We start from the raw sequence: 23,727 nt of genomic DNA on the forward strand, positions 1-23,727 counted from the left end.
CTTTTCCGTTTTCGTTTCTCTTTTTCCGTTTATTTCCGCGATTATTTTGATTTAGCTTTAAGTATGGCGGCCATTTCCTCTGGCCATTCAGCCCGCACATCTTCTAGGTTATAGAACCATCTTCCTCCTGAGGTCTTCCGCTTTCGTTGTATGCGTCCATCCGAACCAGCTTTTCTCAAACATTCAGCGCTAATATTTAACGAAGAACCGAGTACAGTAAAAAAGCTGGCCTTCTGCCAGACATCAAATCCATCAATATCAAACTGAAAATTCTTTTCATTGCGTCGTTTCATATTAGACACGAAACTTGGTTTATCCATATCACTTTCTATCATCCATTCCATGACTGCAGGCTCAGCCGCCAACCAATCATCTAGTAATGAAATTGCCACTCTAATAACATCAATCTGGAAAACCACGCTTCGTGTATGATTTTGCTCGTATAATTTCAAATTACTACTGATTTCAATTACATCATCTTCACTTAAAATATTAAAAGCCGGCGGTACAAATCGGCCTTGTGTTTCTCTCCACTGATAATGTGAACTAAATTGACAATTTCTTTTGCTTATCTTGATTGCCCCATAATCAACCTCATTTCGAAAATATAGCCCATATTCCATATCTTCGAGGGTACATCCATCGCTTAAATATATCTGCTCCAGATAATAATAAAGTCGATTCATCCAATGCGCACCATGCCATCGCCAGTCTCGCCAATGATATGATGTTGTATGCCCAATCTGTTGAAACAAATATTCGAATTCCACCATCAAACTGTCAAAATGAAGAAAACTGTAACAACCTACATTTCCACTACCATAAACAAACATCCCTCCTTGTGAGGCATCATATGCAATAAGTTGAAGTTGATCTGATAATGCTGCAGGATGGTTTAGCATTTGCGAATCACAAATAACATAATTCGTCATAGAATTTAACAATCTGTTTGCCGTACTTGCCTCATTCTTTGGCAATGACTGCCAATCCACTGCGGATATTTCAATTGTCCCAAGTAGATTAGCGCGAAACGCAACTAACTCATCTCGCAAAGCTTTAACTCGACGGCATGCCCAATCACTTTGATTCATTTTTCACCTACTTTCTTCGGGAACCGATTCAGAGAGGGAGGCCCGTAGGTGATAGGTCACCCTCTGCTGAACCGTTCGCTGCTGGCCGGCAGCGCCCATATGCACACTTTACTTTCTCATGTCATCTTCTCAACAATAAACTTCCTAACCGATATAATAATGCTTTCCTACGATAGCTTGGGTCTGGGTATGTATGCGCATCAAACAATCGACGAGTTAGCGTGCTACACAAAAGAAAGCCACGGCGAAATGTCCGGAAAGAACATTGAATCTATCCTCAACGTTTTCAACCTCACCCTCAAGGCTGGCAAGCTCAAAAAGAAATGACATAACACGCCACACACCACCGAAAGCTTTCTCCACTTCAAACCTCCCTAAATAGATTCATGTCGGTTAACCCAACCTACAGGTTAAATCTAAGGAGTGTCATGTAGTTGGCACTAGCGGGTCTTTCGCTTCAGAATCATTCGGTTATGATCAAATGCCGTGCGCATTTTGAAATAGTTATATGTCCTGATTCTGGGTGCTCTTGGTTTGTCTAAGCAAGATCAAATTTTCGAGAAAGCTACTGCAATCTCAAGCAAAGGCCATCTCGCGCGCATTGTTTATCAAAAGCCTACAGAAACTGCTCCATCAGAACGTATTGTTGAAATGTATTCATTGGTTCATTCGCAGGCAGGCGCGTTGTTAATTCGCTGCTGGCAAGTGGAGCCCGAAGATGATTGGCGAACATTCCGTCTCGATCGCATCCTCAACATTTACGACACTCGTAAGAAATTCAAACCCAAATACGAGTCGACCTTGGCTGATGGAGTCGTGTCGCCGTACAAGCGAGGTAAGGGTGGGGGCGGAACTGCTACCGCAACAAAGAAGAAAGCCGCATCAAGAACCGGCCTGTACGCAGATTACTGCGAGTTGGTGACGTTGGCGGTCATGGACGGCAAGCTATCACTAAAAGAGAGATGGTTTGCTCGTAAGCTAAAGAAAAACCTAACCATTGGGCAGATTCGATCTGCTCATGCACTTATCTATGCTGACCTCATTGCAGAGGTGACGATGGACGGCGAAATAGATGACAACGAAGTACAAGCTTTAAGGGTTAGGCGTAAGCTATTAAAGAAATTGGGCTGGAGCCCCTGAACGAGGCGTTTTGTATGTTTTATGAATATAAAATTACGAACTGGGATGACTTCTATTATTTAAACGATCTGCTTAACCATAAGTATGTATTTCGTGGGCAAGCTGATGCGAGTTGGCCGTTATCTACTAAGATTGAGCGAGTAGCTAAACAGTTTGAGCAGGTGGAGATTCCTCATCTTGAGTGGTTTATTTTAGACGACTTTAGGAGACAGGCGCATCAATATCTAAATCACTTGCCAGAGAAAGAAAATAGAGTTGATTGGCTTGCATTGATTCAGCACTACGGCGGCCCAACACGATTATTAGATTTCACTAAATCTCTAGCTATTGCACTGTTTTTTGCAATTGAAAACACCACGACGGAAGCGGCAGTTTATGCGGTAAGTTGCAATCCACTATTTAAGAATTTAGATAGTAAAGGTGCACCGCAAGATAAGGATGGAGCTACTCATCAATACATGCGGGCCCATAAAATCATTAATAAATTGCCGCGGTTTGATTATGGGGCCAACGAGGGCATACTGCCTGTAGAGCCGGATTTTTTATGTGATAGACAATCACTTCAACAAGGTGTATTTCTATATCCAGAAATTTCTATTCTGTCTTTTGAGAGAAATTTATGTACTGAGCTTGGGTTGGACACTGATAGATTTCCAAATTTTGAGTTATTAACAGACCGACGTTTTTTTCAAAAACTAGAACTCCCTTACGAAAATCCATTGATTAAATTCACTGTCCCTAATAACGCAGATTTACGTACCCAATTAATGGCGAAACTGTATTCAATGGGAATTGATGCGAGGTCACTTTTCCCCGGAATTGATGGCCTAGCAAGAAGTTTTATTTTTTCAGGCAGATACTACAGTAGTATTCAATCCGGCCTTCAAAACCCGCCATTTTCGGCACGATCTGAAGAATCATTGATTAATACACAACAATAAATCACCTTATCTGGGAGCAACATAATGACACAAATGCAGGAACAGCAAACATACATACCCGCACATACACCACAATCAAATAGCTTAGGTACAGTGGGATTTGTTTTATCGCTTTTGGGGTGGGTAATTGGCGGGCTGCTTTGCCCGATTGGATTTATCATTAGTCTGATTGCACTTAAAGGCAATCCTAAAGGACTGGCTGTTGCAGGGGCGATCATCGGTGGAATTGGATCGTTGTTGGGTTTGTTGGTAGTGGTAGTATTTGGTGGATTTATTCTTGCGATACTGGGGCTGGGTGCGGCTGCCGTAGCGTTGTCAGATACGATCGAGATCACAAGGGCAAACATGACAATCACTGATGTGTATGAGGAAACTGGCGCATTGCCAGATGCGGCTGCGGGGGCGATGATACTCACCGAGAGTGGCCTTGATTTGAGTGAATATAAATACGAAGTGACAGGCCAAAGTACCTACACGATCACCGATGCGGGGTTTGATGGCAATTTCGGTACCGAGGATGATTTTGTGCGTGATTATGATGCGACCGAGTTTGCGTCCAAGCCAGATCAACGGTAAGAGTTTGATGATCAATTGAAGAATTGTGGTTTAGTTCTACAGGATCATGCTGCAGATTATGAACGCCTATTACGAATAGGAGTATGTTCATGCAATATCGAGTTCGAGGAATACTTAATGGGCTTGAAGTGAAGTTTGAGATTGAAGCACCTTCGCCTGAAGCAGCGAAGACACGAGCTGAAGAGAAGGGCGTGCGAGTTACAAAAATTAGCGTTCCAAGCAGCACCCAAGCTCAACCCACCGCTACGGCAGTTGTTGATTACGTCCCACCAAGGCCACAGGTGGCGAACTATGTCGAGGCCACGCCACCAGCTGCACCTATCCAGCCACCTCCAAACAATCCGCAACAGCCACAGCAACCTCAATTCACGCAGCAGATCATAATTCAACAGAACCAAGCACCCGTACAGCGGTGGAGTCCCGGCGTAGCAGCAGTTTTAAGCTTTCTGATCCCGGGTCTTGGTCAAATGTACAAAGGTCAAATATTTAATGGCATAGCTTGGTTTATGGTTGTCATGATCGGCTATGTTCTGTTGATATTGCCGGGCCTTATACTTCATTTCTGCTGCATTCTTGGTGCAGCGTCGGGTGATTCGTATAAGTAATTACAGCCTGTCTGGACCGGCGTTTTTAAGCAGGGAGCGTCGGTTTTTTATTTGCAATTAAATTGACATTTTTGACGTTTTAGTAATGACGATTATTGATTATCTGGTAATACATGCGTTCCTCATTGCTGGCGGTGGCGCGGTAGGCTGCATGGTACTAGGTCAGATGGCCGTATTATCGAAGCGAAGGCCACAACAATGCCTAAAATCACAATCCCTTGGCATCCTTAAAATGAGCGCCGCCTTTTTGAATCGCTTATGATTTAGCCGCTTATCGATAGTAATGTTTTTTAGCAAAGCAAGAAAAGAATCTGCATGCTATATTACTGGATGCGTTTACTTATTTTTAAGCAACTCAATACATCACATTTCCGTGGCATCTCTTTAAATTATTAGGTTGACATGTTTTTAACGCTGGATTCGCTCTAATGACGACTAAGCAATGGCTTAGCTTGTCTACTTTTTAATTCGCTTATCACGATTTATTTGTACTCGTTTTGATTGATACTTGGGGTTCTGATTTTCATTCGTTTTAACAATACGTTGATGAAAATATAGGTGATTGGTATGGCATACAGACTAATGGGTGTTACATGCTTATGCATGTTTGGTATTGCACAGCTACACGCAGCGGATGTTACTTTTACTGGCGGTACAAGCAACGTTTGGACCGTGGATAGTAACTGGGCTGGTGGGAGTGCTCCAGCTACGAATGTAGATGGTGTTATCACTATACAGTCCGGTAATGGGGCTTCGCCATTCACCTTAACTGGGATCGATCTAAGCTACATAAATATAAATGATCTCACCTTTAGCAGCACAGGTACGGACGGCGATCTCACACTAACCGGAACCGGCTCATTTACATTTAATGACGGCATGATCATCGAAAATGCAAAAAATGGCTCGATGACGATTGATGTTGATTTGATCGGAACAGGTGCTGAGCTAGGACTTGAATCCATCACTGGGAATGTATTTGTATCAGGTAATGTAGATCTTAGTGATAGTGGAGGGATCGCTCTTGTAATAGATGGTTTGGCCGGCATTGAAGTCTCTGGTGTTATCTCTGGAACCGGAGGGAATGTTGAGCTTCTTGGCCCCAATACAGTGACACTTTCAGGGAACAATACGTATACCGGTGGGACAGCAATTATCGGCAATGGCACTCTTATTCTTGGTAATGATAATGCTCTTGGTACGGATTCGCTTGTAATCGCGACCAGTGCCAGTATTCAATCAGATGATGATGACAGATCCGTTGGTAATACGGTTACGGTTGCTTCAGGTCGCACGCTGAATGTGGAGGGGAGCAATAACCTAGAACTATCCGGCGTGATCAGTGGTTCTGGAAGTTTGGCGGTGGGGATGGATTCAGCCAGTGATGCGTTAACACTTAGTGGTGTGAATACGTACTCCGGTGGAACAACATTATTAGGAAGCACTTTAATCCTTGGCAATAATAATGCTGTGGGAACAGGCAACCTTTCTGTAGACGATGACGCAGCAATTCAATCAAACAGTGATGACAGAACGATCAGCAATACTGTCAGTATTAGTTCTGGTAACACGCTGACTGTGAGCGGCAGTAATGATCTTGAGCTTACAGGTGTGATCAGCGGCGATGGTAACTTAAGCGTAGGGATGGATGCACCTGAGGATGATGCCACTCTCAGTGGCAATAACACATTCACCGGTGGTACCACGCTCGCCTCAGGTACAATCGAACTTGCTAACGATAATGCGCTCGGAACAGGTGCTTTAAGTGTCACCGGTAATTCAAACATTCGATCGGATGATGATGCAAGGTCTGTTGGCAATGCGATCGGCATCAGCACTGGCCAGACGCTGACCGTGGTCGGGTTGAATGATCTTGCACTCTCTGGTGTGATCAGTGGTGATGGTAGCTTAGGCATAGGGATGCTTGCCGATGAGGATGATGTCACTCTCCGCGGTAACAACACCTACACCGGTGGCACCACTTTATCGGGCGGGACAGTTGTTCTGGGCGATGATGATGCTTTGGGGACAGGCAATCTTTCAGTCACGGGTGATGCAGCAATTCAATCAGATGCTTTTTCGCGAATAATTGGGAATAATATCAGCATCGGTTCAAGCAATACACTGGCGGTGAATGGTAGTTTTGATTTTACACTTTCAGGTGTGATCAGTGGTGATGGTGCGTTAGCGAGAACATCAAGTAACATACTTACAGTCACAGGCAATAATACATACTCAGGTGATACGATCTTATCCGATGGCGTACTCGTACTTGGTCATGACAATGCGCTAGGTACAGGTAATGTATCAGTCACGAGTAATTCAGTCATACGATCGAATGATGATTCGCGTGTGGTCAGTAATACTTTCAGTATTGACGGGGGCCAGATCCTGACTGTAACTGGTGGTAATAGCATTGAATTTTCTGGCATTATGAGTGGTAGTGGTACTTTGCGCATCTTAACGAATTCTATTCAGGATATTGTTACGCTCAGTGGTAACAATACATATAGTGGCGGCACCACGTTGGAAGATGGCCTCACTATCCTCGCTAATGATAATGCATTTGGAACAGGGAGTGTGACTGTAGCGGATTCAGTACAGATTCAATCAGATAATGATTCACGCAATGTCAGTAATAATTTCATTCTATCGTCCAGCAATTTTCTTACTATTAGCGGCACTAATCAGCTTACACTCTCAGGCGATCTCAGTGGTAGCGGCTCTTTAGCTACACTTGCAAATAGTACGGTTTTACTGACAGGGAACAATACGTATAGCGGTACAACCTTCTTGTCAGGTGGCGAGGTGATCCTTGGCAATGACAACGCCTTTGGAACAGGCGGTCTTTCAGTCATCAGTAATGCGTCATTCCAGTCGAATGACGATGCACGATCCGTTGGCAATGCGATCAGTATCGGTTCCGGCAACACACTCACAGCCAGCGGCAGCAACGATATGGAACTGACCGGTGTTATCAGCGGTGATGGTGGGGTCACCAAAGAAGGTAGCGGCACCCTCACTTTGAGTAACAGCAACAACACCTATACCGGTGATACGACAGTCAACGCTGGCACGTTGATTATCAATGGTACGATGGCGAGTGCGAATGTCAATGTGGCTAGCGGCGGAACACTCAGTGGTGCGATGAACTTTGCGGGCAACTTCATCAACTCCGGCACCGTGTCGCCCGGCAACAGCCCCGGTACCATGATCGTCGGCGGCAATCTCACACTGAATAGCACCAGTATCTATGACATGGAGATCGCTTCCACTGCTGGTCCCGGTACCGGTAATGACTTTATTGATGTCACTGGTACGGCTGCCATTGACGGCACGCTCAACGTGATCGGCCTTGGGGGTTATTCAGCCACTGATGGTGATACATTCACCATTCTTGATGCCGATGGCGGTGTGAGCGGCACGTTTGCAACGATCCTCGACGACATCGCGGGCTTTGAAGCCACTGCCACTTACAACGCCAATGATATTACGGTGACGCTCAACGCAGCCACCGCTGATTTTGCCAACACCGTCACCGCTCGCAATCTTGTTTTTGCTGCCGAAGCATTCACACGCATCGCCAACAACTCGCCCACCGGCGACATGGCCACCGTCATCGCGCAACTCGAGAACCAGACCGGCAACAACTTGGTCGTCGCGTTCGAACAGATCGTGCCGAACTACCTGGTGCCACAAGCTGAAGCCACGTTCAAAGGCATCGACGTTCAGAACAACAACTTCAACGGCCGCTTCAACGAACTGCGTAACGGTCTGCCCAAGCTCTGGTCCAACAACCTGGGCGTGAACACACCCGACAACGCCAGCATCAATGACTCCGCGGACCCTGAGTTCGCCATGATGCTTGCGATGCAGGCGCAGGAAACACTCGAGCAGCAGCAGGAAACCGCTCGATTTACAGGCGCAGAGAAAGACATCTGGGGCGCGTGGGTGAACGGCTTCGGCACCTTCGGCGACTACGATTCAACCTCCAGCCAGGCGGGCTACAACTTCAACACCGGCGGCGTCACCTTCGGCTTTGATTACCGTGTGCTTGACACACTTGCAGCAGGCGCCTTCGTCGGTTACTCCAACACCGGCGTGACGGTTGACAACGGGCAGGGCACCAACTCGTTCAACAGCATCAACACCGGCATGTATATGACATGGTTTAATGAAGAAGGCTTCTATGCCTCCGGCCTCTTCGGTGGCGGCGTGAACTTCTATGAAAACAACCGACGTATTCGTTTTGGTACCGTTGATCGCGTTGCTGAGTCCGATCCGACCGGCTTCTACCTGCAAACACTTGCCACCGGTGGCTACGAATTCAAGAAGGGCAATTGGGGCTTTGGTCCGCAGCTGGCCCTGCAGTGGGTGAACCTGCAGATTGGTTCGCACAGTGAGACGGGTGCTGACAGTTTGAACCTTGATGTGGGCGCCTTTAATGGCAACTCGTTCGTCTCACGTTTGGGCTTCCGGGCGACCTATGAATATGACACGCCAGCGATGCTGTTCGTGCCGGAGTTGGTTGGGTTCTGGGAGCACGAATATTTGGATCCAATCAACACGGTTGACGTGGGCGTGCCAGCTGGCGGCGAATCGTTCAGCTACACCGGCATCGGCCCCGGACGTGACTCGGGTTTGATCGGCGTGAACCTTGTGGGCATCAGCCACGAAGCGCCGGTGAGCTTTACGTTGCAGTACAACGTGGAGTTTACGCCAGACGACTTCATCGTCAACAACGTCTATGCAGGTATTAGAATCAGCTTCTAGACCTTCATTTATTACGAAACATACACATTACAAGAGCCCATGACCTTCGCTTGCTCATGGAGTTAAACATGGCGTCACCTCCAAGGGCACGCCATGTTTTTATTACTTTCTATCTATTATTAGGGATCGGCACCGCACTTTACTCGCACGCGCGATTCATCAAATCGCCTGTAGTGCTCACACGATTTGCAAATTGCAAGCCGCCGTCTTGTGTAGGACGAAAGCTAGTCAATCGTATAGATCCCAGATGATTTTCATTTGGTTCACAAAACAGCCCAATTAATTCGCGGTACTCGTCAGTGATGGTGCCACGTTGAAGCATGTTTGTGGTGATGCATTTCCAGTACCGTTTCCCCGTCGCACCCAACCACGTCGGACAGGTCGGAATTTTCACCTTACTTGCCGGCTGCTTTTTAGCTTTTGGTTTTGGACCACGCTTTCCCAAATCATCTAACTCCTGATTAGTAACCCCCCTATGTCAAAACTCGCTGAAAAAAACGCGAAGCTAACCAATCGGTATACAGATCTGCGCTGCTTCGTGATTTTCACCCCCCACCCCCTGGATCGCCCAGAAAATGCGCGAAACCATGCAAGTAGGTGCGGCAATCTCCAATTGGCATAAGAGCGGCTTTCTTTTACAACTATGCATATAGCCCGAATCATCCTGAACCAACTAGCAGCGAGGTCGCATAATGAGCAATCAAATATCAATGAAATCAATGATTGAAACCCGTTATCTGACACACAGATCTGCTGCGATCTACTTGGAAACATCTGAGCGCACACTTCATATGCTCAAAGCAAACCGAGAGCTTCCCTACATAAAGCTTGGAGGAAGAATTAGATATGATAAGCACGATCTTGATGCCTACATGAAATCTAATAAGCGGATTGGAGCTCGCTAAGTCTCATCACTAACAACAGAGGTACTTCGAGGTCAATCTATGCAAAACAAGGAAACAACTAAATCAACGGTTACAGCTCGTTACCTCAACCATACCAACGCGGCAACGTATCTAGATATAAGCGTCAGATCGCTTTACAGGCTCAAGGCTGATAAAACTTTCCCATATATAAAGTTGGGTGGACAGTACCACTACGACAAATACGATCTTGATGCATATATGAAATCTCAAAAGCGCATTCGTAACTATTGAGCAGAGAGTGCATATTGCTTGATTTGCTTACCTTCTTCCCCTTCGACCAATTCACGAACACCGCACAGTCGCCGGAGAGCACCATCAGGCCGCAGCATGTACTTGATATGTCGCTCTGATAACGCGGTTGCATTACTTATTTTCTGGACAGTCGCCGGCTCACTTCCCAATACTGACAGGATTGCGTCAGTCACATCATCGGCATTTTCTGCATCTGCTCGCATACAGCACACCTCCTGAATCACTCGCTCATCAAACGGGATGTGAGGCCGCCTGACACCAAACTCGCCCACGAAGATCGCTCCCACTGCCTGGGCAACCGCCACCCATCGCCGGGTTTCGTCCAATCGCTCATTAATCTCGATTCGCTGACGAGCAGTGTTGATGCGATAATGTTGCCCCCTCATAAACGCATCATCATCACCCAATATGATCCCCCACTCAACATCACCGATCCACGCAAATAACCTTCTTCCACCATACCGCCGCTTCGCTAAAAACATCTCGCCACTTAATGCTCCGAGCTGCTCGACAGGATAATTGGTCCGCATCTCCTTGGTCACATCCTTTGTGGTGGTTTCCTCGACTTCACAAACTTCTTCCGATACATTGTTGTTAGTAATCATGGGATTCATCCTTTGATCTAAGCCGCACTGCTCCACCAGTCGCGGCTTGTTTTATGCCAGCATCCTTTTTGCTCATCCACAACGACCGCCGCCGGCGTTCGCAACCGTTGGGGTGTTGTTCATGCTTTGAATATGCCACGCTTCAAACGTCGTTCACGCTCGCCGATCGGCAAGGCCGCTAACTCTCGAAGCTCCCGCAGGATTGCCGCCTGTTCATGAGCCATGAAGCAATCGAGAACAGACACAACCACATCCGCCGGCGCAGCAACTGCACCGGATATTGCACCACTTTGATTTGTCGTTTTATGTAACCCCCTGCTTTTCTGGCCCTTTATGCTGCTCAGTTCGAGTCCCACCTGAGCCATTCTACAATGCACAAATATCAAAGCATTCCTTTCAAACGAGGGATGCTTTTGTTTCAATGCATCATCCGCAATTAATCCGCGCACAGAAAAACCGCTGTCACGAATGACCACGGTTTCTTTGTAATGGAGCAGAGGGGGCTCGAACCCCTGACCTTTGCACTGCCAGTGCAACGCTCTCCCAACTGAGCTACTGCCCCAATCACTTTGAGACGGAAAATTATATCAAGATCAGCCATTCGTTCAAACCTGCACACTTTTCCCCGCAGCTGAATCAATCACCCTTGCGGTCCATTCAAGGCCGGTTTTGTCGCTCACACAGCCACACCGCAAGCAATCTCATCACCCCGTCAGGCAGAAATCTCACATACAACAAGCCCTCGGCTCGCCCGGCCCCTGTCTTTTGCTATATTATCTTGTAGCAACATTACTTTCGGAGAATGCATCTTGTCGCTTCAGGAAAATCTATACGAACTGTTCCTTCTCGATCAGCAACTTCGTGGGCTTCGCAGCCGGCTTGATGCCGCGCTCCGTCGCCAAGCCGCTCAACAGCGCAAGCTGGGACAGCTCGTACAACAGTCCACCGAAATCGGCGATCAGCTCAGGCACCAGCAAGCACATGCCGCAACGATGGAAAAACAATCTGACGAAATCGAAACCCGCATCACCGAAGCCCGCAACAATATGAACGCGGTCACCAACAACAAAGAATACTCCGCTCTGCTCGTCGAAGTGAACACTCTCAAGATTGACAAATCTAAGGCAGAAGACGAAGCACTCGAAAGCATCAACGCGGTCGAGGAATCAACCAAGAAATTTGAAGAACTGAACGAACAGTCTGATCAGCAACGCAAGCTCGTTGAAAATTCTGAAAAAGACGTCAAGGAAGCCCGTGAAGCCGTCGGAGATCGTTTAGATCAAGTCCAGGCAGAACGTGATACTGCCGCTGGCAAAATCCCCGCTGACACGCTCGCTACTTTTGAACGGCTTATTTATGAGCACGACGGTGAAGCCATGGCCGAAGTCGAATTGCAAGACACCCGTCGCAAGGAATACATATGTGGCGGCTGTTTTATCCAGCTCCCGATTGAGCGCCTCAACAGCATCATCATCAAGCCAGATGCCATCACTTCATGCCCGACCTGCGGGCGTATTTTATTTCTGAAGGAAGATGCAAAAGTCACCCTCGGCGGCAAATAACCCTTCGCGCAATAATTCATATTTTACTTCTACCAAGATCGCCTTACGATGTGACCGTGATCCTCTACTATGTGTCATGCGTGATGATGATCGCCTTCCGTATCCATCTTCGTTATCACACCCAAATTCTTAAACGCATCACCCACCACATGCCGATCGGAATAACATGAAATGCACTATTCACATTGACGGCGGGGCACGTGGCAATCCTGGTCCAGCAGCAGCAGGCGTTGTTATCAAAAACGCGGACACCAACAAACTTATCTATGAGGCCGGCCACTTTCTCGGACACATGACCAACAATTCAGCCGAATACAACGGCCTACTCAAGTGTCTCGAAGCCGCTACCGAACTCAAAGCCAAAGATCTACTCATCCACTCTGACTCCGAACTGATGGTCAAGCAAATCAACGGCGAATACCGCGTCAAATCCCCCGACCTCAAACCACTCTATCAACGTGCCGTTAAACTCCTCTCCCACTTCCCCACATGGAAACTCATTCACGTTCGGCGGGAAAAAAACGTCCGCGCTGACGAACTAGCCAACCTCGCTATGGATGCTGAATCCGATATCTTTTATTCGGGCGAATCGGGTGACACCGAATCTTTTAACCAGCCCGCCGCCGATCTTGTACCGGCAACTGGCGGGCAATCAAACACAGGCAGTTTCACCGTCCGACTCACCACAAACGACTGTATTCATAACATCAAACCCAACCGCCCCTTCAAATTTGGACACACCACCCCTGGCGGCTGTTGTGTGCATGCAGCACAAGCTGCCCTTGCCACCGACCCACTCAATTGGCCCGCCGACAAAACAACTGATGATGTTATCTGCAAGCAGTGCTGGCAATCCATCAACGTCAGCTGATCCTAAACAACATTTAATCTTGCGATCAGGGCGTCGTGTCTGAGACATCGGTCACGGCGTTTTTCATTTCCACCACATGGCGTTTTAACAACCATCCACTCCCCAAACCTGCTGGCAACATCACTAACACCTCCACTGCACGATCAATCAGTGCGGCAGCTGCGCCGGCCGCAGCGCCCGCTGGGGTGATCGCTGCCGTCAGTCCCGCCACCGCCCATTCCGAAAGGCCTAATCCATTCGGTGTAAGCCCAATCATCTTTACCATCAGTGATCCACAAGTTGCTACCACTGCCGCTTCATAACTCACACTCTCACCAATCACCGCAAAAGCAATCCACAACCGAAATGCTGCCGTAAATAAATCTACAGCTTTCAACAACACCCACGACCATGCGTTTACCCACCGCTGCGGCACAACCACTTCACGCACTATTCGCAATGGCATCAATCGCACCACTAACCGTAAACCGCGATCCGTCAATCCTGCCATTATCAAAAGCAACCCTGCCAAGGTTATCCATCCACCAACCGACATCATCATATTGCTCGCAGTCGCTTGCACTGCGAGCAATCCTAATCCCAACACTCCAAACGTCACCGCCCCCACCAACATCACCAGCAGCAAAATCAACACCGACTTACTTACCGCCAAACTGTGATATGTTTTTAGATAAACCGCCCTACCCCACAACCCTGGCCGCACCACAGGCACATAATTCAGCAAACCACTTAGCGCGATCAACTGCTGCATCCGCCAAAACTGTACCGGCGGCTGCGGAGCAAACGACATTGTCATCACCCAGAACAGCCATCCCGTCAAAAACAGATTCCCCAACACACCCACCGCAATCCCCAGCATCTCCCAAACCCCTGCTTCTCTAAGCACATCCAGCCGCACCCCACGTAACGCAAACAACACTGCACTTACCATAAGCAGGATGCCGATCAGGTATGCCGCAATTTTTCTCGCAGCTCTTGTGTTTGATTGAGTTTTTTCGTTCATCTCAGCGTATGATCTGTGTCTAGCATGGCTTTGTTAAGCCGAGTTTAATCTGGTATTTACGACATTACCAGCTTACAATGTCAACATAGGTAAGGTTGTTTCAAAAAGGTGACGTATGTTTGTCAGAAAACCCGAAAATGTAAACCAGCAGGACATGGACATCCCCGGCGCGAAGGGCGTCAAGATGCAGCTCATGATCGGCCGCGATGATGGCGCACCCACTTTCTCTATGCGTCTCTTCGAAGTTCAGCCTCATGGCCACACCCCACTACACTCACACAACTATGAACACGAAGTCATGATCGTCTCTGGCGAAGGACAAGTCGTCGGCGGCACTAACGGCTCCACCATCCGCCCCATCAAACAAGGTGACGTCGTCTTCATGCCACCCAATGAAACCCATCAGTTCCGCAACACCTCCAACGACACACTCAAATTTATGTGTCTTGTACCAACACACTTTGACTGCGGCCAAGGCGCATGCGAAGCAACTCCCGGAAGTTAATTCCGGAACATCCACCGGATCGTGATTGATCCCGTGAACATCATCCATCACATATGCTGAGTGAGCGCATATCGAAATATTCATCATTGAATAAAGGACCTGAACATGGCCGACCAGCCGACACCCGTCCCTAACCAAACCAACGATGATGCAGAAACCGCCAGCAAAGCAAAAGCATTCGCCACACCCGGCAGCCTTCTTCGGCTTTCCTTCGTTTGCCTCGTCTGCTCTGCCTTCCTCCTTACCCTTGCCATCATGGCGATCGAGACCGATCGCTTCGGTATCTACTCTGTCGAAGCACCGCAAACACCCGCCATGCAGGTCGTGCAAACTTTCCTCGTCTTTCTCCCTGCCGTCGTTCTCTGTTTTGCAGGCACCGTCACGCTCATCGTCGGCAGCATCCGGCTCGCCAATGGTGCAAGCAACACCACACCCGCCGCTGGCTCACAAGATGAATTGCTCGCTTCCCTCGGTAAAATCCACGAACGGCTCCTACTCTCCGACACCGCGAAACGGATTGCCTACCGACATCACGACATCGAAGCTCTTCGCAAAACCATCCGTGCTGATATCGCAAATCATAACTTCGATGCTGCTCTCGCACTGGTCACTGAAATGTCCCGCACCTACGGCTACCTCGAAGAATCTGAAAACTTCCGTGATCAGATCAATGCCGCCCGCCGTGCCGACATGGAAATGAAGATCACCAAAGGCATCGCCCAGATCGAAACTGTCATCGAAGCACACGACTTTGAGCTTGCGATGCAGGGCGCTCAAAAACTCATCCGTCTCTTCCCCGAATCCGAACGTGCCAAGTCGATGCCTGATCGCGTCCGCGCCGCACTTGATGACTACAAGCATCAACTCGAACGTGAGTTCATAGCAGCAGCAGATAAAGATGTTGATCGCGCTCATGATCTCATGGTCGTCTTGGATAAGTATCTCACTGCTGACGAAGCCGAACCACTCCGCGAAATCGCCCGTGGCGTCATCGGCAAGAAACGTGATAACCTCGGTGTTCAATTCAAAATGGCGGTCCATGAAAAAGACGACGCACGCGCGGTCCGTGTCGGCGAACAGATCATCCGCGACTTCCCTAACACGCGCATGGCCGATGAAGTCCGCAGCGTTATCGATAAGCTCCGCGAACGCGCCGCTGCTCAGCAGGCCACCCAATCCGCCTACTAAATCCTGACAAACAACTCGCATCCCATTGCATATTAAGCACACTCGCACCCGAGTGTGCTTTTTTCATCGCATCATAGTCCTATGATCCATACAAACTTTGACTTGATCTGCGGAGCTATTTGACTCGGTCGGCATGATCACAGATGATCATGGCCCGCCTGCATGTGTTGCCCGACGCCCACCGTGACGCCGGGACGTACTGTTTCAAACCGTTTGTGTTAAAGGAATTGCGATGTCCAGTCAGTTTCCTGTCGTAGTTATCCCCGGTGACGGGATCGGGCCAGAAGTCACCAAAGCCACACTAAAAGTACTTGACGCCGCGGGCGCACCGCTTGAATACATTGAGAAGCAGGCCGGTCTTGCCGCTCTCGAACAAGGCGATGATGTCATGCCACAAGACACCGTCGACTCCGTCCGCAAGCATCACGTCGCGCTCAAAGGTCCCTGCACCACACCCGTTGGCAAAGGGTTCACCTCCGTCAATGTACAACTCCGAAAGAAGCTTCACCTGTTTGCCGCAATCCGTCCGGTGCGGTCCCTTGAAGGTGTGCCGACACGGTTCGAGAATGTCGATCTGGTCATCGTACGCGAAAACACGGAAGGCCTTTACTCCGGTATTGAAAACGAAGTCGCTCCCGGCATTGTCACCTCGCTTAAAGTGGCCACTGAAAACGGCACAGAACGCATCGCCCGCCGCGCGTTTCAGTACATCCAGAACCGCGACCGCAAGCACCTTACCGTCTTCCACAAAGCCAATATCATGAAAATGTCCGACGGGCTCTTCCTTAAATCCGTCGAGAAAATCCACGGTGCAGAATTTCCATCGCTCCCTTACGACACACAGATCATCGATGCAGGTTGCATGAAGCTCGTGCAAGACCCGACCAAGTATGATGTATTGCTAATGGAAAACTTCTATGGCGACGTCGTCTCTGATCTAGCCGCAGGTCTCGTCGGCGGACTTGGTGTGGTGCCCGGCTCCAACATCGGGCATGAAGACGCGGTCTTTGAAGCGGTCCACGGTTCAGCACCTGATATCGCTGGCAAAGGCATTGCCAACCCACTCGCGCTGCTCATGTCGGGCGTCATGATGCTCAACCACCTCAACGAAACCACCGGCGAACAATCCTTCAAAGATGCCGCCGAAAACATCAAAGCCGCTTACAACAAAACGCTTGCTGACGACCAGAAGACCGGCGACCTCGGCGGCTCTCTCTCCACCGACCAATTCGCCGACGCCATCATTAAACGGCTTGCCTAAAGAAACCAGAGTATGATTAACATACAATAACGAGCACCTATGAAGTGCTCGTTTTTCTTTACCCGCGCATTAAAACACAACAGAGATACGTCATGGCAAACATCACCGATTGGACACTCAACGGCTCTGGCAACCAACCCATTTTTGGCAACACACACTTCCCGCAAGGCGATCCGGTCGGTGTACTGGTCCTCTCACACGGATTCAAAGGCTACAAAGACTATGGTTTCTTCCCGCAACTTGCCGAAGCAGGTGCGCAATCGAATCTGATTGTGCATCGCTACAACTTCAGTCACTCCGGCATGACCAACAACATTGAAACATTTGAGCGGCCAGACCTCTTTGAAAAAGACACTTGGGATCGCCAAGTAAGCGATCTTGCAACTGTCCTAAGCGCAGTAGATACAGGTGAACTTAAAGGAAGCGGCCTACCGATCGTGCCGTTTGGACATTCACGGGGCGGGATTACGACACTTTTAACGGTAGCACGTTTGCAAGGCGCGCCCGCAAATGATCTCGCGACCAGAATTGCGGGAGTCGTAACCGCTGCATCACCGGACGAAGCATGCGGTCTGACTGAAGTACAGATTAAACAGATCAAAGCCGAAGGACGATTGCTCTCACCATCAGGGCGAACAGGCCAGGATCTTTATGTTGGGCTTGAATGGTATTCGGAAATCACCCACAGCCCAGCATCATTTGATCCTGTCAAAGCTGCAGCACAAATCACTTCACCTTTGTGCATCATCCACGGGAATGATGACGAAACCATTCCACCGATCGCAGCGGCGAATCTAGCACAGGCAGCTGGCGACCAAGCAGTACGTATTATCATTCCTGATGCGAACCATGTCTTTAATGCACCCAATCCATTACCGCTGGATCAGGAGCCTCCGGTGCATACGCATGCTTTTATGGATCACGTGATCAATTTTGCATACAACAAGTGCCACGATCACGATGAAGATTGATCCAACACATGGATAGACATGTTACGGCCGCTTGATGCAACCAAGATCAATCACCGCGCCGTTCGGCTGATAGTAATCAACATTCAGCGTGTCATGATCAATAAAACTGAACACCACCGCATGCGATTCCATACGTGAAGCAAAAGCAGTATCGCCTCGCCCAGGCCCAGCGTAGGTATCGTTGTCATGTGACTGCGCGTGGAAATGATAATGAGCTAAGTTGGTGTACATCGCTTCGACAAGTTGATCAGATGCGTAGAACTTGCGGTCATGATCCATGATCTTGGGTTCAAACGGCATTACCTTGAACTGACCTGAATCATCATAGCCGAGCACGCCACCTAACTCGGTGCGCGTTTCTGACAGATCCTGATCGGCCTGCAAAAACAAGGCACTACGTACACTTGAACTCTCCATCGCACGCAACACATCGGCCATCACAAACCAGTCCGCCAGCGCGATCTTGTCCAGTTGATGTTCGAGTTTTTCGGCTTCCATATGCCGTTGATCGATACGAGCATAACGGGTCTGTTTTTCAAGCCGAACGAGAATATCGCGTTGCAAGTCGCGAGGATCTTTCATCGGCGGATGACTCATGGCTCGGACAAGCACGGGGATATGTCGCACCTCTGTATCTACAAACCAATCATGCGGCCACTCTGCCATCGCCTCCGTTACACGATCCGATCCGCCTAACGCATGATTAGACTGCGCAAGATGATTCAGCATCAGCACCCCCTCACGTTTGCGTGGCATACGATCAACCCATGTTTGGCAAAGCCTCAGGTTCCGCGCAACCTCAGATTGTAATTCCGGCCGACTAAGCCAAAGTTTAAGTTTGTCTTGTGTCGTAATACGGCAGAGCAATTGCCATGCAGCAACTTGCTGCCGAAGGGTCGTCGGACCATAAGAGCCTGCGAATACATTGAACGCAACACGCTCAGGGGAGGTACCGGGGTTGAGTGCTTGAAGCAGATCGCATTCAGGACGAGTGTGATCGCCATAGCGTTGTGAAGGACGTGACCAGCTATGCACCGCACTAACAGTAAAACCCTGCCAATTGCGTTCAATCGCCTTAGCAAAAAGATATTCAAGCATCGGCCAATGATCGACAACAGCAATCAGCGTCTTACTGGTTTCAATAAAAGTTTCTTCATCAGATTCAATGAGAATCTCGGCGGCGCGAATGCGCAAATCCATCGGATGACGATCGGACCAAACCAATTGATAAAGTGCTTTGTTATAGGCGGGATCTTTAACCGTCGTGCCGTTCTGGACCAATTGATCAAAAGCTTCATGACGGAGCCTGCCTGGACGCTTACGATCCAGTAATACTTCCGTTGGTTTTTCATAAACCGTTGGTGCGCAGCCGGCAAGCACGCCCCATAAGATCAAAAACCCAATCGCGAATGGCCGCATCTGTGTCATGCTCTCAACCTTCATACCGTCATTATGTGACCCACCAAAGAAAAACCCATGCTAACCATCATCGGCCAGCATGGGAGGTATTCTATGGAATCAGCTTCGTGTACAAAGAGATTTGATCCCCACAAGAAACTTACGGGAAGCATGCACGGGCACGACCGTCTGGGCACTTGGTGTTAATGCTCTGTGTAAGCTTGAAGCCGGTCTTAGATTGCTGCGGCACCCACTTCTTGCTACCGACCTTGGTAACCAGCATGCCACCGCCCATCATTTCAAGTTCCATCATGGCTTCGGGACCAGCATTCTGAAGCTTCTTCTTGATCTTTGGTGGGTACTTTTCTAACCAAGCGATGAACGCACCTTGCGATTCCAATTCCTCCGCAGTCAGATCGGTGTAGCTCGAACCGCATTCGCCACATGCATAGATATAAGCACGCACAGAAGATTCTTTGCCGTCCGCACCCTTAACTGGCGGGAAACTTGTAGCTGGCGCGGTCACAATCTTGCCGGTGCTCATGTCAAAGTAATAATACTCGGTGATGGAGTTACTACTTCGACCACCGCCACCGGTCATCTGCATTACAATGATGATCAGTGACAACAACAAAACAACGACAGCAACGATCGTAACAACAGCTGAGTTGTTATCCAGTTTTTCACGTAAGCTCATTCATCTAACCCTTTCATCCGGCACCAGAGGGCACCTTATTCAGCGATAAAAAATTCGTATGGATTGAATTCACAGTATCTTAACACCATGCCAGCAGCCCCACAACAAAAAGGCGACCATCCCATCCGATGATTTTTTGCGAGAAAGTCACCTCAGGTCCAGACGGTATGCCAGGCGCGTGTCACTCATCTCCATCAGCATGCTGCGGATCTGCTCGGCGTCCATTTTTGGCATTTCCGGTCCTTTTACACCCAGCAATGACAGCAGCCCTCCCTGTGCCTGAGACATCTGTGTCACACGAGGCTCAACATCTGCAGGCATGTTTGCCTTGCGAGCAGCCACTTTAATCGCAGCATCCAGATAGCCGACTTCATCTACCAAGCCATTAGCAAGCGCCTCGCTGGAGGTGAAAACTGCACCTGTAGCTAATTCGCGCACCTGTGCTTCGGTCATCTCATGGGTCTTTCCATCGATCTCTGTTTTCTTACGACCCTCATAAACCACCTTCACAAACTGCTCGTATGCACTGTCGAGAATACCAACCATGATCTCACGATCCTTCTCGGTCCACTTTCTGAAAATTGAAAGTTCATCCTTATCGATTGAATCGGTGGAAGTAATGGTTTCGGGAGTCACACCAACTTTTTCGAGCAAGCCGTTAACGGTGAAGCCTTGTGCGATCACGCCGATGGAGCCAGTGATGCCGGTCTGCTCGATGACAATCGCATCCGCAGGTGCGGAGATGTAATAAGCACCAGACGCCGCAACGCCGCCGAAGGAGGCGACGATGGGGATGCCCGTTTCTTTTTTGAATTTCACAATCTCATGCCAAATTTGGTCAGAAGAACTGACATATCCGCCACCGGAATTCACACGTAACACAATCGCAGCCGGCTTATCCTCACGCAGCTTCAGCAGCGACTTCCGCATGAACTTATACATCTTGTCATCAACCGTTCCCATCACTGGCAAGATCACCACGCGCTGCTCGGTCGTGCCCGGCAAGTACTCCGACTCACGCGGCCCAGACGAAAGTGCCTGTGACAAAAGGAACCCCATATACAGGTTCGCCAAGATCGAAAACAGTAGCAACGTGCCAAGAAACTTACGCACCCAACCACGATCCTTCGGCGGCGGGCCCATCGGAATAGGCACGTAACCAGCCGGCATCGGTGGTGGTGTGACGGCACCCTGCCCGCTGACAGGAGGACGGCCAGCAGAACCTGGATCATTCGATTGAGGGGAAGAAGGGCTATCAGACATGGCTGCGGACTCCTACAGAACATTTTTCATTCATCTTGCGGCACACGACAGCACCGCGATGCAAAAACAGCATCTGAAGTGTATCATCGTCCAATATGAAGATTCATCTACACATTGATCCGTTCTCAGGCATCGCAGGCGATATGTTTCTCGGAGCCCTGATTGATCTTGGCGCAAAACCCGAAGCGATCACCGCCGCCATGGGCAACCTGCCAACCGAAAAACCTTGGGAGTTGGCGGTCGATCGGGTTTCCCGCCACGGCATCGGTGCCATCGATCTCAAAGTTGCTATTGGCGAAAAGCATGATCATACCCACGTCCACACATATGAACACGGGTCACATGATCACCACCACAATCATGAGCACAAGCACAGCCATGAGCATTCACATGATCACGCACACCACCATCACACGAACTACCACGACATCATGCACATGATCGACCACCTAGATGTCGCCGACCGTGCCAAAGAGCGCGCCCGCGATGTCGTCACTCGCCTTGGCGAAGCCGAAGCGCGCGTGCATCAAACCACCCTCGACAAGATTCATTTTCACGAAGTCGGCGCGGTGGATTCCATCGTCGATATGCTCGGCTCCTGCGTCGCTCTCGAGCTACTCAATATCGACAGTTTAAGCTGCGGCACGCTCCCCATCTCCACAGGATTTGTTAACTGCGCTCACGGCAAGATGCCCGTCCCCGCACCCGCCACCGCCTATCTCCTCGAATCACTTCCCACCCAAGGCGTTGATCGCAAAGGCGAACTGATCACTCCGACCGGAGCCGCTATCGTTCGTGCGTTGACTACCCCTGCCCTAAATGGTTCACAACCCGCCATGACCATCTCCGCCACAGGCTACGGCGCCGGCGACCGCGAAAACCCAGACATCCCCAACCTCCTCCGCCTCTCTCTCGGCTCACTCACACCGCAAGGCACCCTCACCCCCAACTAATCGCATAAGCATTTCACCCACCCAAGCCCATTCGCTCCGCGGATGGGCTCACTTTCATACAACCACCAACAACCCCTCGCTTGCGTCTTCTTTAGGCCCCGTCGCCCGGAGGCGAAGCCAAACAACGACGCAATCAATCTGTCATGCGCGGCCGAAACGCTCATGATACAATTCATTTCCACACCACCAATCACTTTTATTCAATCACCCCCAGCACGCCACCATGAAACCAAAATACATCATCCCCATCATCTGCCTGCTCGTTATTGCCATCGCCACACTCTACAACCAGTTCGGCTTCCCGCCCGATCCCCCCACCAACGCTACCGCACCCGATACACTCAAACCCATCACACTCTCAACTAATCTCCCACACATTTTCCCAGCACCGTCCGACAGTCACATGAAACTCGCTGTCCATCGTTATGGGCAAATCATCGAAAACGCTAACCAAGCCCCGGATGATCCTGAAGCAATCGCCGAAAGAGCCGACGAACTTGTGGACCTCATGACAAGTACCCGTTTTTTCAAGGGCTTTTCCGATTACGCCATCCCAATCACAATCGATTCCCAACCTTCATTCGGCAACGCACTTGAAAACATCACAACTAAAACAATCGAATATGCAAACACCGAACCTCGCCTGACACCCAATCAACGACTCCAAGTGCTTCAATCACTCTTTGCACTCGGCCACCAACTCTTCATATACAACCAACGCCTTTACATACGCAACACCGGACTGGGCATCATGAATGCAACCGGCAATACCATGTACAAACTTGTCCTCGATCACCCTGAACTCAAAACATCATCCGCCCCCCTCGATAAGAACATCCTCATCTGGTCTTCCGCGCTTACCGACATCAACAAGCAATGGCACGCCAAACTCGCCATCGTCATGGACCTCGATCCACACCGCGGCGATCTCATGAATATCGCCCAAAACGATCAGGACCCCACCTTCCGCACCGAAGCCATCCTCCGCCTCGGCCTCTTCCAACACGCACCCAAGTCCAAAGGCAACCTCCGCCTCATGCAGCACATCATCAAACGCGCCAAGTCTGATCCTGACCCCAACATCCAGGCCGCTGCAAACGCCGCCGCAAATTTCACCCGCGAACAGGCCGCCAAATTTAAATAATT

Annotated in this window: 24 protein-coding genes and 1 tRNA gene; 16 read left to right on the plus strand and 9 right to left on the minus strand. The window is 49.4% G+C overall.

Features of this window, described 5'->3' with window-relative positions:
• Positions 1-41 precede the first annotated feature (41 nt).
• Entirely contained in the window at positions 42-1,091 is a 1,050-nt protein-coding gene (locus tag ACQ6WK_RS09695; RefSeq protein ID WP_432797184.1) for a hypothetical protein, read from the minus strand.
• A 48-nt stretch (positions 1,092-1,139) separates the two neighbouring features.
• Here ACQ6WK_RS09695 and ACQ6WK_RS09700 point away from each other — a divergent pair, with 48 nt between their 5' ends.
• From ACQ6WK_RS09700 to ACQ6WK_RS09725, 6 genes are all read left to right on the plus strand, one after another.
• Complete coding sequence (locus ACQ6WK_RS09700; RefSeq protein ID WP_432797185.1) at positions 1,140-1,418, plus strand: hypothetical protein; 279 nt, start codon at positions 1,140-1,142, stop codon at positions 1,416-1,418.
• 207 nt (positions 1,419-1,625) lie between these two features.
• Positions 1,626-2,231, plus strand: a complete 606-nt coding sequence (locus ACQ6WK_RS09705; RefSeq protein WP_432797186.1) for a WYL domain-containing protein — start codon at positions 1,626-1,628, stop codon at positions 2,229-2,231.
• A gap of 14 nt (positions 2,232-2,245) precedes the next feature.
• Positions 2,246-3,172 (plus strand): FRG domain-containing protein, encoded by a 927-nt coding sequence (locus tag ACQ6WK_RS09710; protein WP_432797187.1) that lies wholly within the window; start codon positions 2,246-2,248, stop codon positions 3,170-3,172.
• A 24-nt stretch (positions 3,173-3,196) separates the two neighbouring features.
• Complete coding sequence (locus ACQ6WK_RS09715) at positions 3,197-3,748, plus strand: hypothetical protein (RefSeq protein ID WP_432797188.1); 552 nt, start codon at positions 3,197-3,199, stop codon at positions 3,746-3,748.
• 89 nt (positions 3,749-3,837) lie between these two features.
• A complete protein-coding gene (locus tag ACQ6WK_RS09720) occupies positions 3,838-4,353 on the plus strand; it encodes a hypothetical protein (RefSeq protein ID WP_432797189.1) in 516 nt (171 codons plus the stop codon).
• 567 nt (positions 4,354-4,920) lie between these two features.
• Positions 4,921-9,126 carry an autotransporter domain-containing protein gene (locus tag ACQ6WK_RS09725; RefSeq protein ID WP_432797190.1) on the plus strand — a complete coding sequence of 1,402 codons (4,206 nt, stop codon included), beginning with the start codon at positions 4,921-4,923 and terminating at the stop codon, positions 9,124-9,126.
• 139 nt (positions 9,127-9,265) lie between these two features.
• On the opposite strand, the gene ACQ6WK_RS09730 is transcribed toward ACQ6WK_RS09725, so the two are convergent.
• Positions 9,266-9,571: a hypothetical protein gene (locus ACQ6WK_RS09730; RefSeq protein WP_432797191.1), complete on the minus strand. Its 306-nt coding sequence runs from the start codon at positions 9,569-9,571 to the stop codon at positions 9,266-9,268.
• Positions 9,572-9,845: 274 nt separating this feature from the next.
• Between ACQ6WK_RS09730 and ACQ6WK_RS09735 the strand changes: the two genes are divergently transcribed.
• Together ACQ6WK_RS09735 and ACQ6WK_RS09740 are read left to right on the plus strand one after the other, a co-directional pair.
• Positions 9,846-10,031 carry a helix-turn-helix domain-containing protein gene (locus ACQ6WK_RS09735; RefSeq protein WP_432800388.1) on the plus strand — a complete coding sequence of 62 codons (186 nt, stop codon included), beginning with the start codon at positions 9,846-9,848 and terminating at the stop codon, positions 10,029-10,031.
• A gap of 39 nt (positions 10,032-10,070) precedes the next feature.
• Positions 10,071-10,283, plus strand: coding sequence for a helix-turn-helix domain-containing protein (locus ACQ6WK_RS09740; RefSeq protein WP_432797192.1), 213 nt, complete (start codon positions 10,071-10,073; stop codon positions 10,281-10,283).
• Here ACQ6WK_RS09740 and ACQ6WK_RS09745 read toward each other — a convergent pair.
• The 3 genes from ACQ6WK_RS09745 to ACQ6WK_RS09755 all read right to left on the minus strand — a co-directional run bounded on the left by ACQ6WK_RS09745 (position 10,277) and on the right by ACQ6WK_RS09755 (position 11,471).
• Positions 10,277-10,909 carry a hypothetical protein gene (locus tag ACQ6WK_RS09745; protein WP_432797193.1) on the minus strand — a complete coding sequence of 211 codons (633 nt, stop codon included), beginning with the start codon at positions 10,907-10,909 and terminating at the stop codon, positions 10,277-10,279. The two genes, ACQ6WK_RS09740 and ACQ6WK_RS09745, sit on opposite strands and share 7 nt — an antisense overlap.
• A gap of 119 nt (positions 10,910-11,028) precedes the next feature.
• Complete coding sequence (locus ACQ6WK_RS09750; RefSeq protein ID WP_432797194.1) at positions 11,029-11,385, minus strand: hypothetical protein; 357 nt, start codon at positions 11,383-11,385, stop codon at positions 11,029-11,031.
• 13 nt (positions 11,386-11,398) lie between these two features.
• Positions 11,399-11,471 (minus strand) — tRNA-Ala (locus tag ACQ6WK_RS09755).
• 247 nt (positions 11,472-11,718) lie between these two features.
• Between ACQ6WK_RS09755 and ACQ6WK_RS09760 the strand changes: the two genes are divergently transcribed.
• Both ACQ6WK_RS09760 and ACQ6WK_RS09765 read left to right on the plus strand, forming a co-directional pair.
• Positions 11,719-12,471, plus strand: coding sequence for a zinc ribbon domain-containing protein (locus ACQ6WK_RS09760; protein WP_432797195.1), 753 nt, complete (start codon positions 11,719-11,721; stop codon positions 12,469-12,471).
• A gap of 166 nt (positions 12,472-12,637) precedes the next feature.
• Positions 12,638-13,342, plus strand: coding sequence for a ribonuclease HI family protein (locus ACQ6WK_RS09765; protein WP_432797196.1), 705 nt, complete (start codon positions 12,638-12,640; stop codon positions 13,340-13,342).
• Between the two features lie 25 nt (positions 13,343-13,367).
• Here ACQ6WK_RS09765 and ACQ6WK_RS09770 read toward each other — a convergent pair whose 3' ends face one another.
• Positions 13,368-14,345 carry a lysylphosphatidylglycerol synthase domain-containing protein gene (locus tag ACQ6WK_RS09770; RefSeq protein ID WP_432797197.1) on the minus strand — a complete coding sequence of 326 codons (978 nt, stop codon included), beginning with the start codon at positions 14,343-14,345 and terminating at the stop codon, positions 13,368-13,370.
• A 115-nt stretch (positions 14,346-14,460) separates the two neighbouring features.
• On the opposite strand from ACQ6WK_RS09770, the gene ACQ6WK_RS09775 reads away from it, so the two are divergent.
• The 4 genes from ACQ6WK_RS09775 (at position 14,461) to ACQ6WK_RS09790 (ending at position 18,270) form a co-directional block, all read left to right on the plus strand.
• Entirely contained in the window at positions 14,461-14,850 is a 390-nt protein-coding gene (locus ACQ6WK_RS09775; RefSeq protein ID WP_432797198.1) for a cupin domain-containing protein, read from the plus strand.
• Positions 14,851-14,955: 105 nt separating this feature from the next.
• Positions 14,956-16,038 carry a hypothetical protein gene (locus ACQ6WK_RS09780; RefSeq protein WP_432797199.1) on the plus strand — a complete coding sequence of 361 codons (1,083 nt, stop codon included), beginning with the start codon at positions 14,956-14,958 and terminating at the stop codon, positions 16,036-16,038.
• Between the two features lie 232 nt (positions 16,039-16,270).
• Positions 16,271-17,299, plus strand: a complete 1,029-nt coding sequence (locus tag ACQ6WK_RS09785) for an isocitrate/isopropylmalate dehydrogenase family protein (protein WP_432797200.1) — start codon at positions 16,271-16,273, stop codon at positions 17,297-17,299.
• A gap of 92 nt (positions 17,300-17,391) precedes the next feature.
• Positions 17,392-18,270 carry an alpha/beta hydrolase gene (locus ACQ6WK_RS09790; protein ID WP_432797201.1) on the plus strand — a complete coding sequence of 293 codons (879 nt, stop codon included), beginning with the start codon at positions 17,392-17,394 and terminating at the stop codon, positions 18,268-18,270.
• 21 nt (positions 18,271-18,291) lie between these two features.
• Here ACQ6WK_RS09790 and ACQ6WK_RS09795 read toward each other — a convergent pair whose 3' ends face one another.
• The 3 genes from ACQ6WK_RS09795 to sppA all read right to left on the minus strand — a co-directional run bounded on the left by ACQ6WK_RS09795 (position 18,292) and on the right by sppA (position 21,628).
• A complete protein-coding gene (locus ACQ6WK_RS09795; RefSeq protein WP_432797202.1) occupies positions 18,292-19,713 on the minus strand; it encodes a hypothetical protein in 1,422 nt (473 codons plus the stop codon).
• 115 nt (positions 19,714-19,828) lie between these two features.
• Complete coding sequence (locus ACQ6WK_RS09800) at positions 19,829-20,365, minus strand: hypothetical protein (protein ID WP_432797203.1); 537 nt, start codon at positions 20,363-20,365, stop codon at positions 19,829-19,831.
• Positions 20,366-20,512: 147 nt separating this feature from the next.
• Complete coding sequence (gene sppA / locus ACQ6WK_RS09805; RefSeq protein WP_432797204.1) at positions 20,513-21,628, minus strand: signal peptide peptidase SppA; 1,116 nt, start codon at positions 21,626-21,628, stop codon at positions 20,513-20,515.
• Between the two features lie 95 nt (positions 21,629-21,723).
• Here sppA and ACQ6WK_RS09810 point away from each other — a divergent pair, with 95 nt between their 5' ends.
• Together ACQ6WK_RS09810 and ACQ6WK_RS09815 are read left to right on the plus strand one after the other, a co-directional pair.
• Positions 21,724-22,581 carry a LarC family nickel insertion protein gene (locus tag ACQ6WK_RS09810; RefSeq protein ID WP_432797205.1) on the plus strand — a complete coding sequence of 286 codons (858 nt, stop codon included), beginning with the start codon at positions 21,724-21,726 and terminating at the stop codon, positions 22,579-22,581.
• Between the two features lie 223 nt (positions 22,582-22,804).
• Positions 22,805-23,725, plus strand: coding sequence for a hypothetical protein (locus tag ACQ6WK_RS09815; RefSeq protein ID WP_432797206.1), 921 nt, complete (start codon positions 22,805-22,807; stop codon positions 23,723-23,725).
• The last annotated feature ends 2 nt before the right edge of the window (positions 23,726-23,727 follow it).

This window comes from Poriferisphaera sp. WC338 (assembly GCF_050931845.1).
Taxonomy (GTDB): domain Bacteria; phylum Planctomycetota; class Phycisphaerae; order Phycisphaerales; family Phycisphaeraceae; genus Poriferisphaera.

Bases quoted from the DNA above. Each gene is read 5' to 3' on its own strand.
- ACQ6WK_RS09695 (WP_432797184.1), bottom strand. From the start codon at position 1,091: ATGAATCAAAGTGATTGGGCATGCCGTCGAGTTAAAGCTTTGCGAGAT.
- ACQ6WK_RS09710 (WP_432797187.1), top strand. From the start codon at position 2,246: ATGTTTTATGAATATAAAATTACGAACTGGGATGACTTCTATTATTTA.
- ACQ6WK_RS09715 (WP_432797188.1), top strand. From the start codon at position 3,197: ATGACACAAATGCAGGAACAGCAAACATACATACCCGCACATACACCA.
- ACQ6WK_RS09720 (WP_432797189.1), top strand. From the start codon at position 3,838: ATGCAATATCGAGTTCGAGGAATACTTAATGGGCTTGAAGTGAAGTTT.
- ACQ6WK_RS09725 (WP_432797190.1), top strand. From the start codon at position 4,921: ATGGCATACAGACTAATGGGTGTTACATGCTTATGCATGTTTGGTATT.
- ACQ6WK_RS09735 (WP_432800388.1), top strand. From the start codon at position 9,846: ATGATTGAAACCCGTTATCTGACACACAGATCTGCTGCGATCTACTTG.
- ACQ6WK_RS09740 (WP_432797192.1), top strand. From the start codon at position 10,071: ATGCAAAACAAGGAAACAACTAAATCAACGGTTACAGCTCGTTACCTC.
- ACQ6WK_RS09745 (WP_432797193.1), bottom strand. From the start codon at position 10,909: ATGATTACTAACAACAATGTATCGGAAGAAGTTTGTGAAGTCGAGGAA.
- ACQ6WK_RS09765 (WP_432797196.1), top strand. From the start codon at position 12,638: ATGAAATGCACTATTCACATTGACGGCGGGGCACGTGGCAATCCTGGT.
- ACQ6WK_RS09770 (WP_432797197.1), bottom strand. From the start codon at position 14,345: ATGAACGAAAAAACTCAATCAAACACAAGAGCTGCGAGAAAAATTGCG.
- ACQ6WK_RS09775 (WP_432797198.1), top strand. From the start codon at position 14,461: ATGTTTGTCAGAAAACCCGAAAATGTAAACCAGCAGGACATGGACATC.
- ACQ6WK_RS09780 (WP_432797199.1), top strand. From the start codon at position 14,956: ATGGCCGACCAGCCGACACCCGTCCCTAACCAAACCAACGATGATGCA.
- ACQ6WK_RS09785 (WP_432797200.1), top strand. From the start codon at position 16,271: ATGTCCAGTCAGTTTCCTGTCGTAGTTATCCCCGGTGACGGGATCGGG.
- ACQ6WK_RS09790 (WP_432797201.1), top strand. From the start codon at position 17,392: ATGGCAAACATCACCGATTGGACACTCAACGGCTCTGGCAACCAACCC.
- ACQ6WK_RS09795 (WP_432797202.1), bottom strand. From the start codon at position 19,713: ATGAAGGTTGAGAGCATGACACAGATGCGGCCATTCGCGATTGGGTTT.
- ACQ6WK_RS09800 (WP_432797203.1), bottom strand. From the start codon at position 20,365: ATGAGCTTACGTGAAAAACTGGATAACAACTCAGCTGTTGTTACGATC.
- sppA (WP_432797204.1), bottom strand. From the start codon at position 21,628: ATGTCTGATAGCCCTTCTTCCCCTCAATCGAATGATCCAGGTTCTGCT.
- ACQ6WK_RS09810 (WP_432797205.1), top strand. From the start codon at position 21,724: ATGAAGATTCATCTACACATTGATCCGTTCTCAGGCATCGCAGGCGAT.
- ACQ6WK_RS09815 (WP_432797206.1), top strand. From the start codon at position 22,805: ATGAAACCAAAATACATCATCCCCATCATCTGCCTGCTCGTTATTGCC.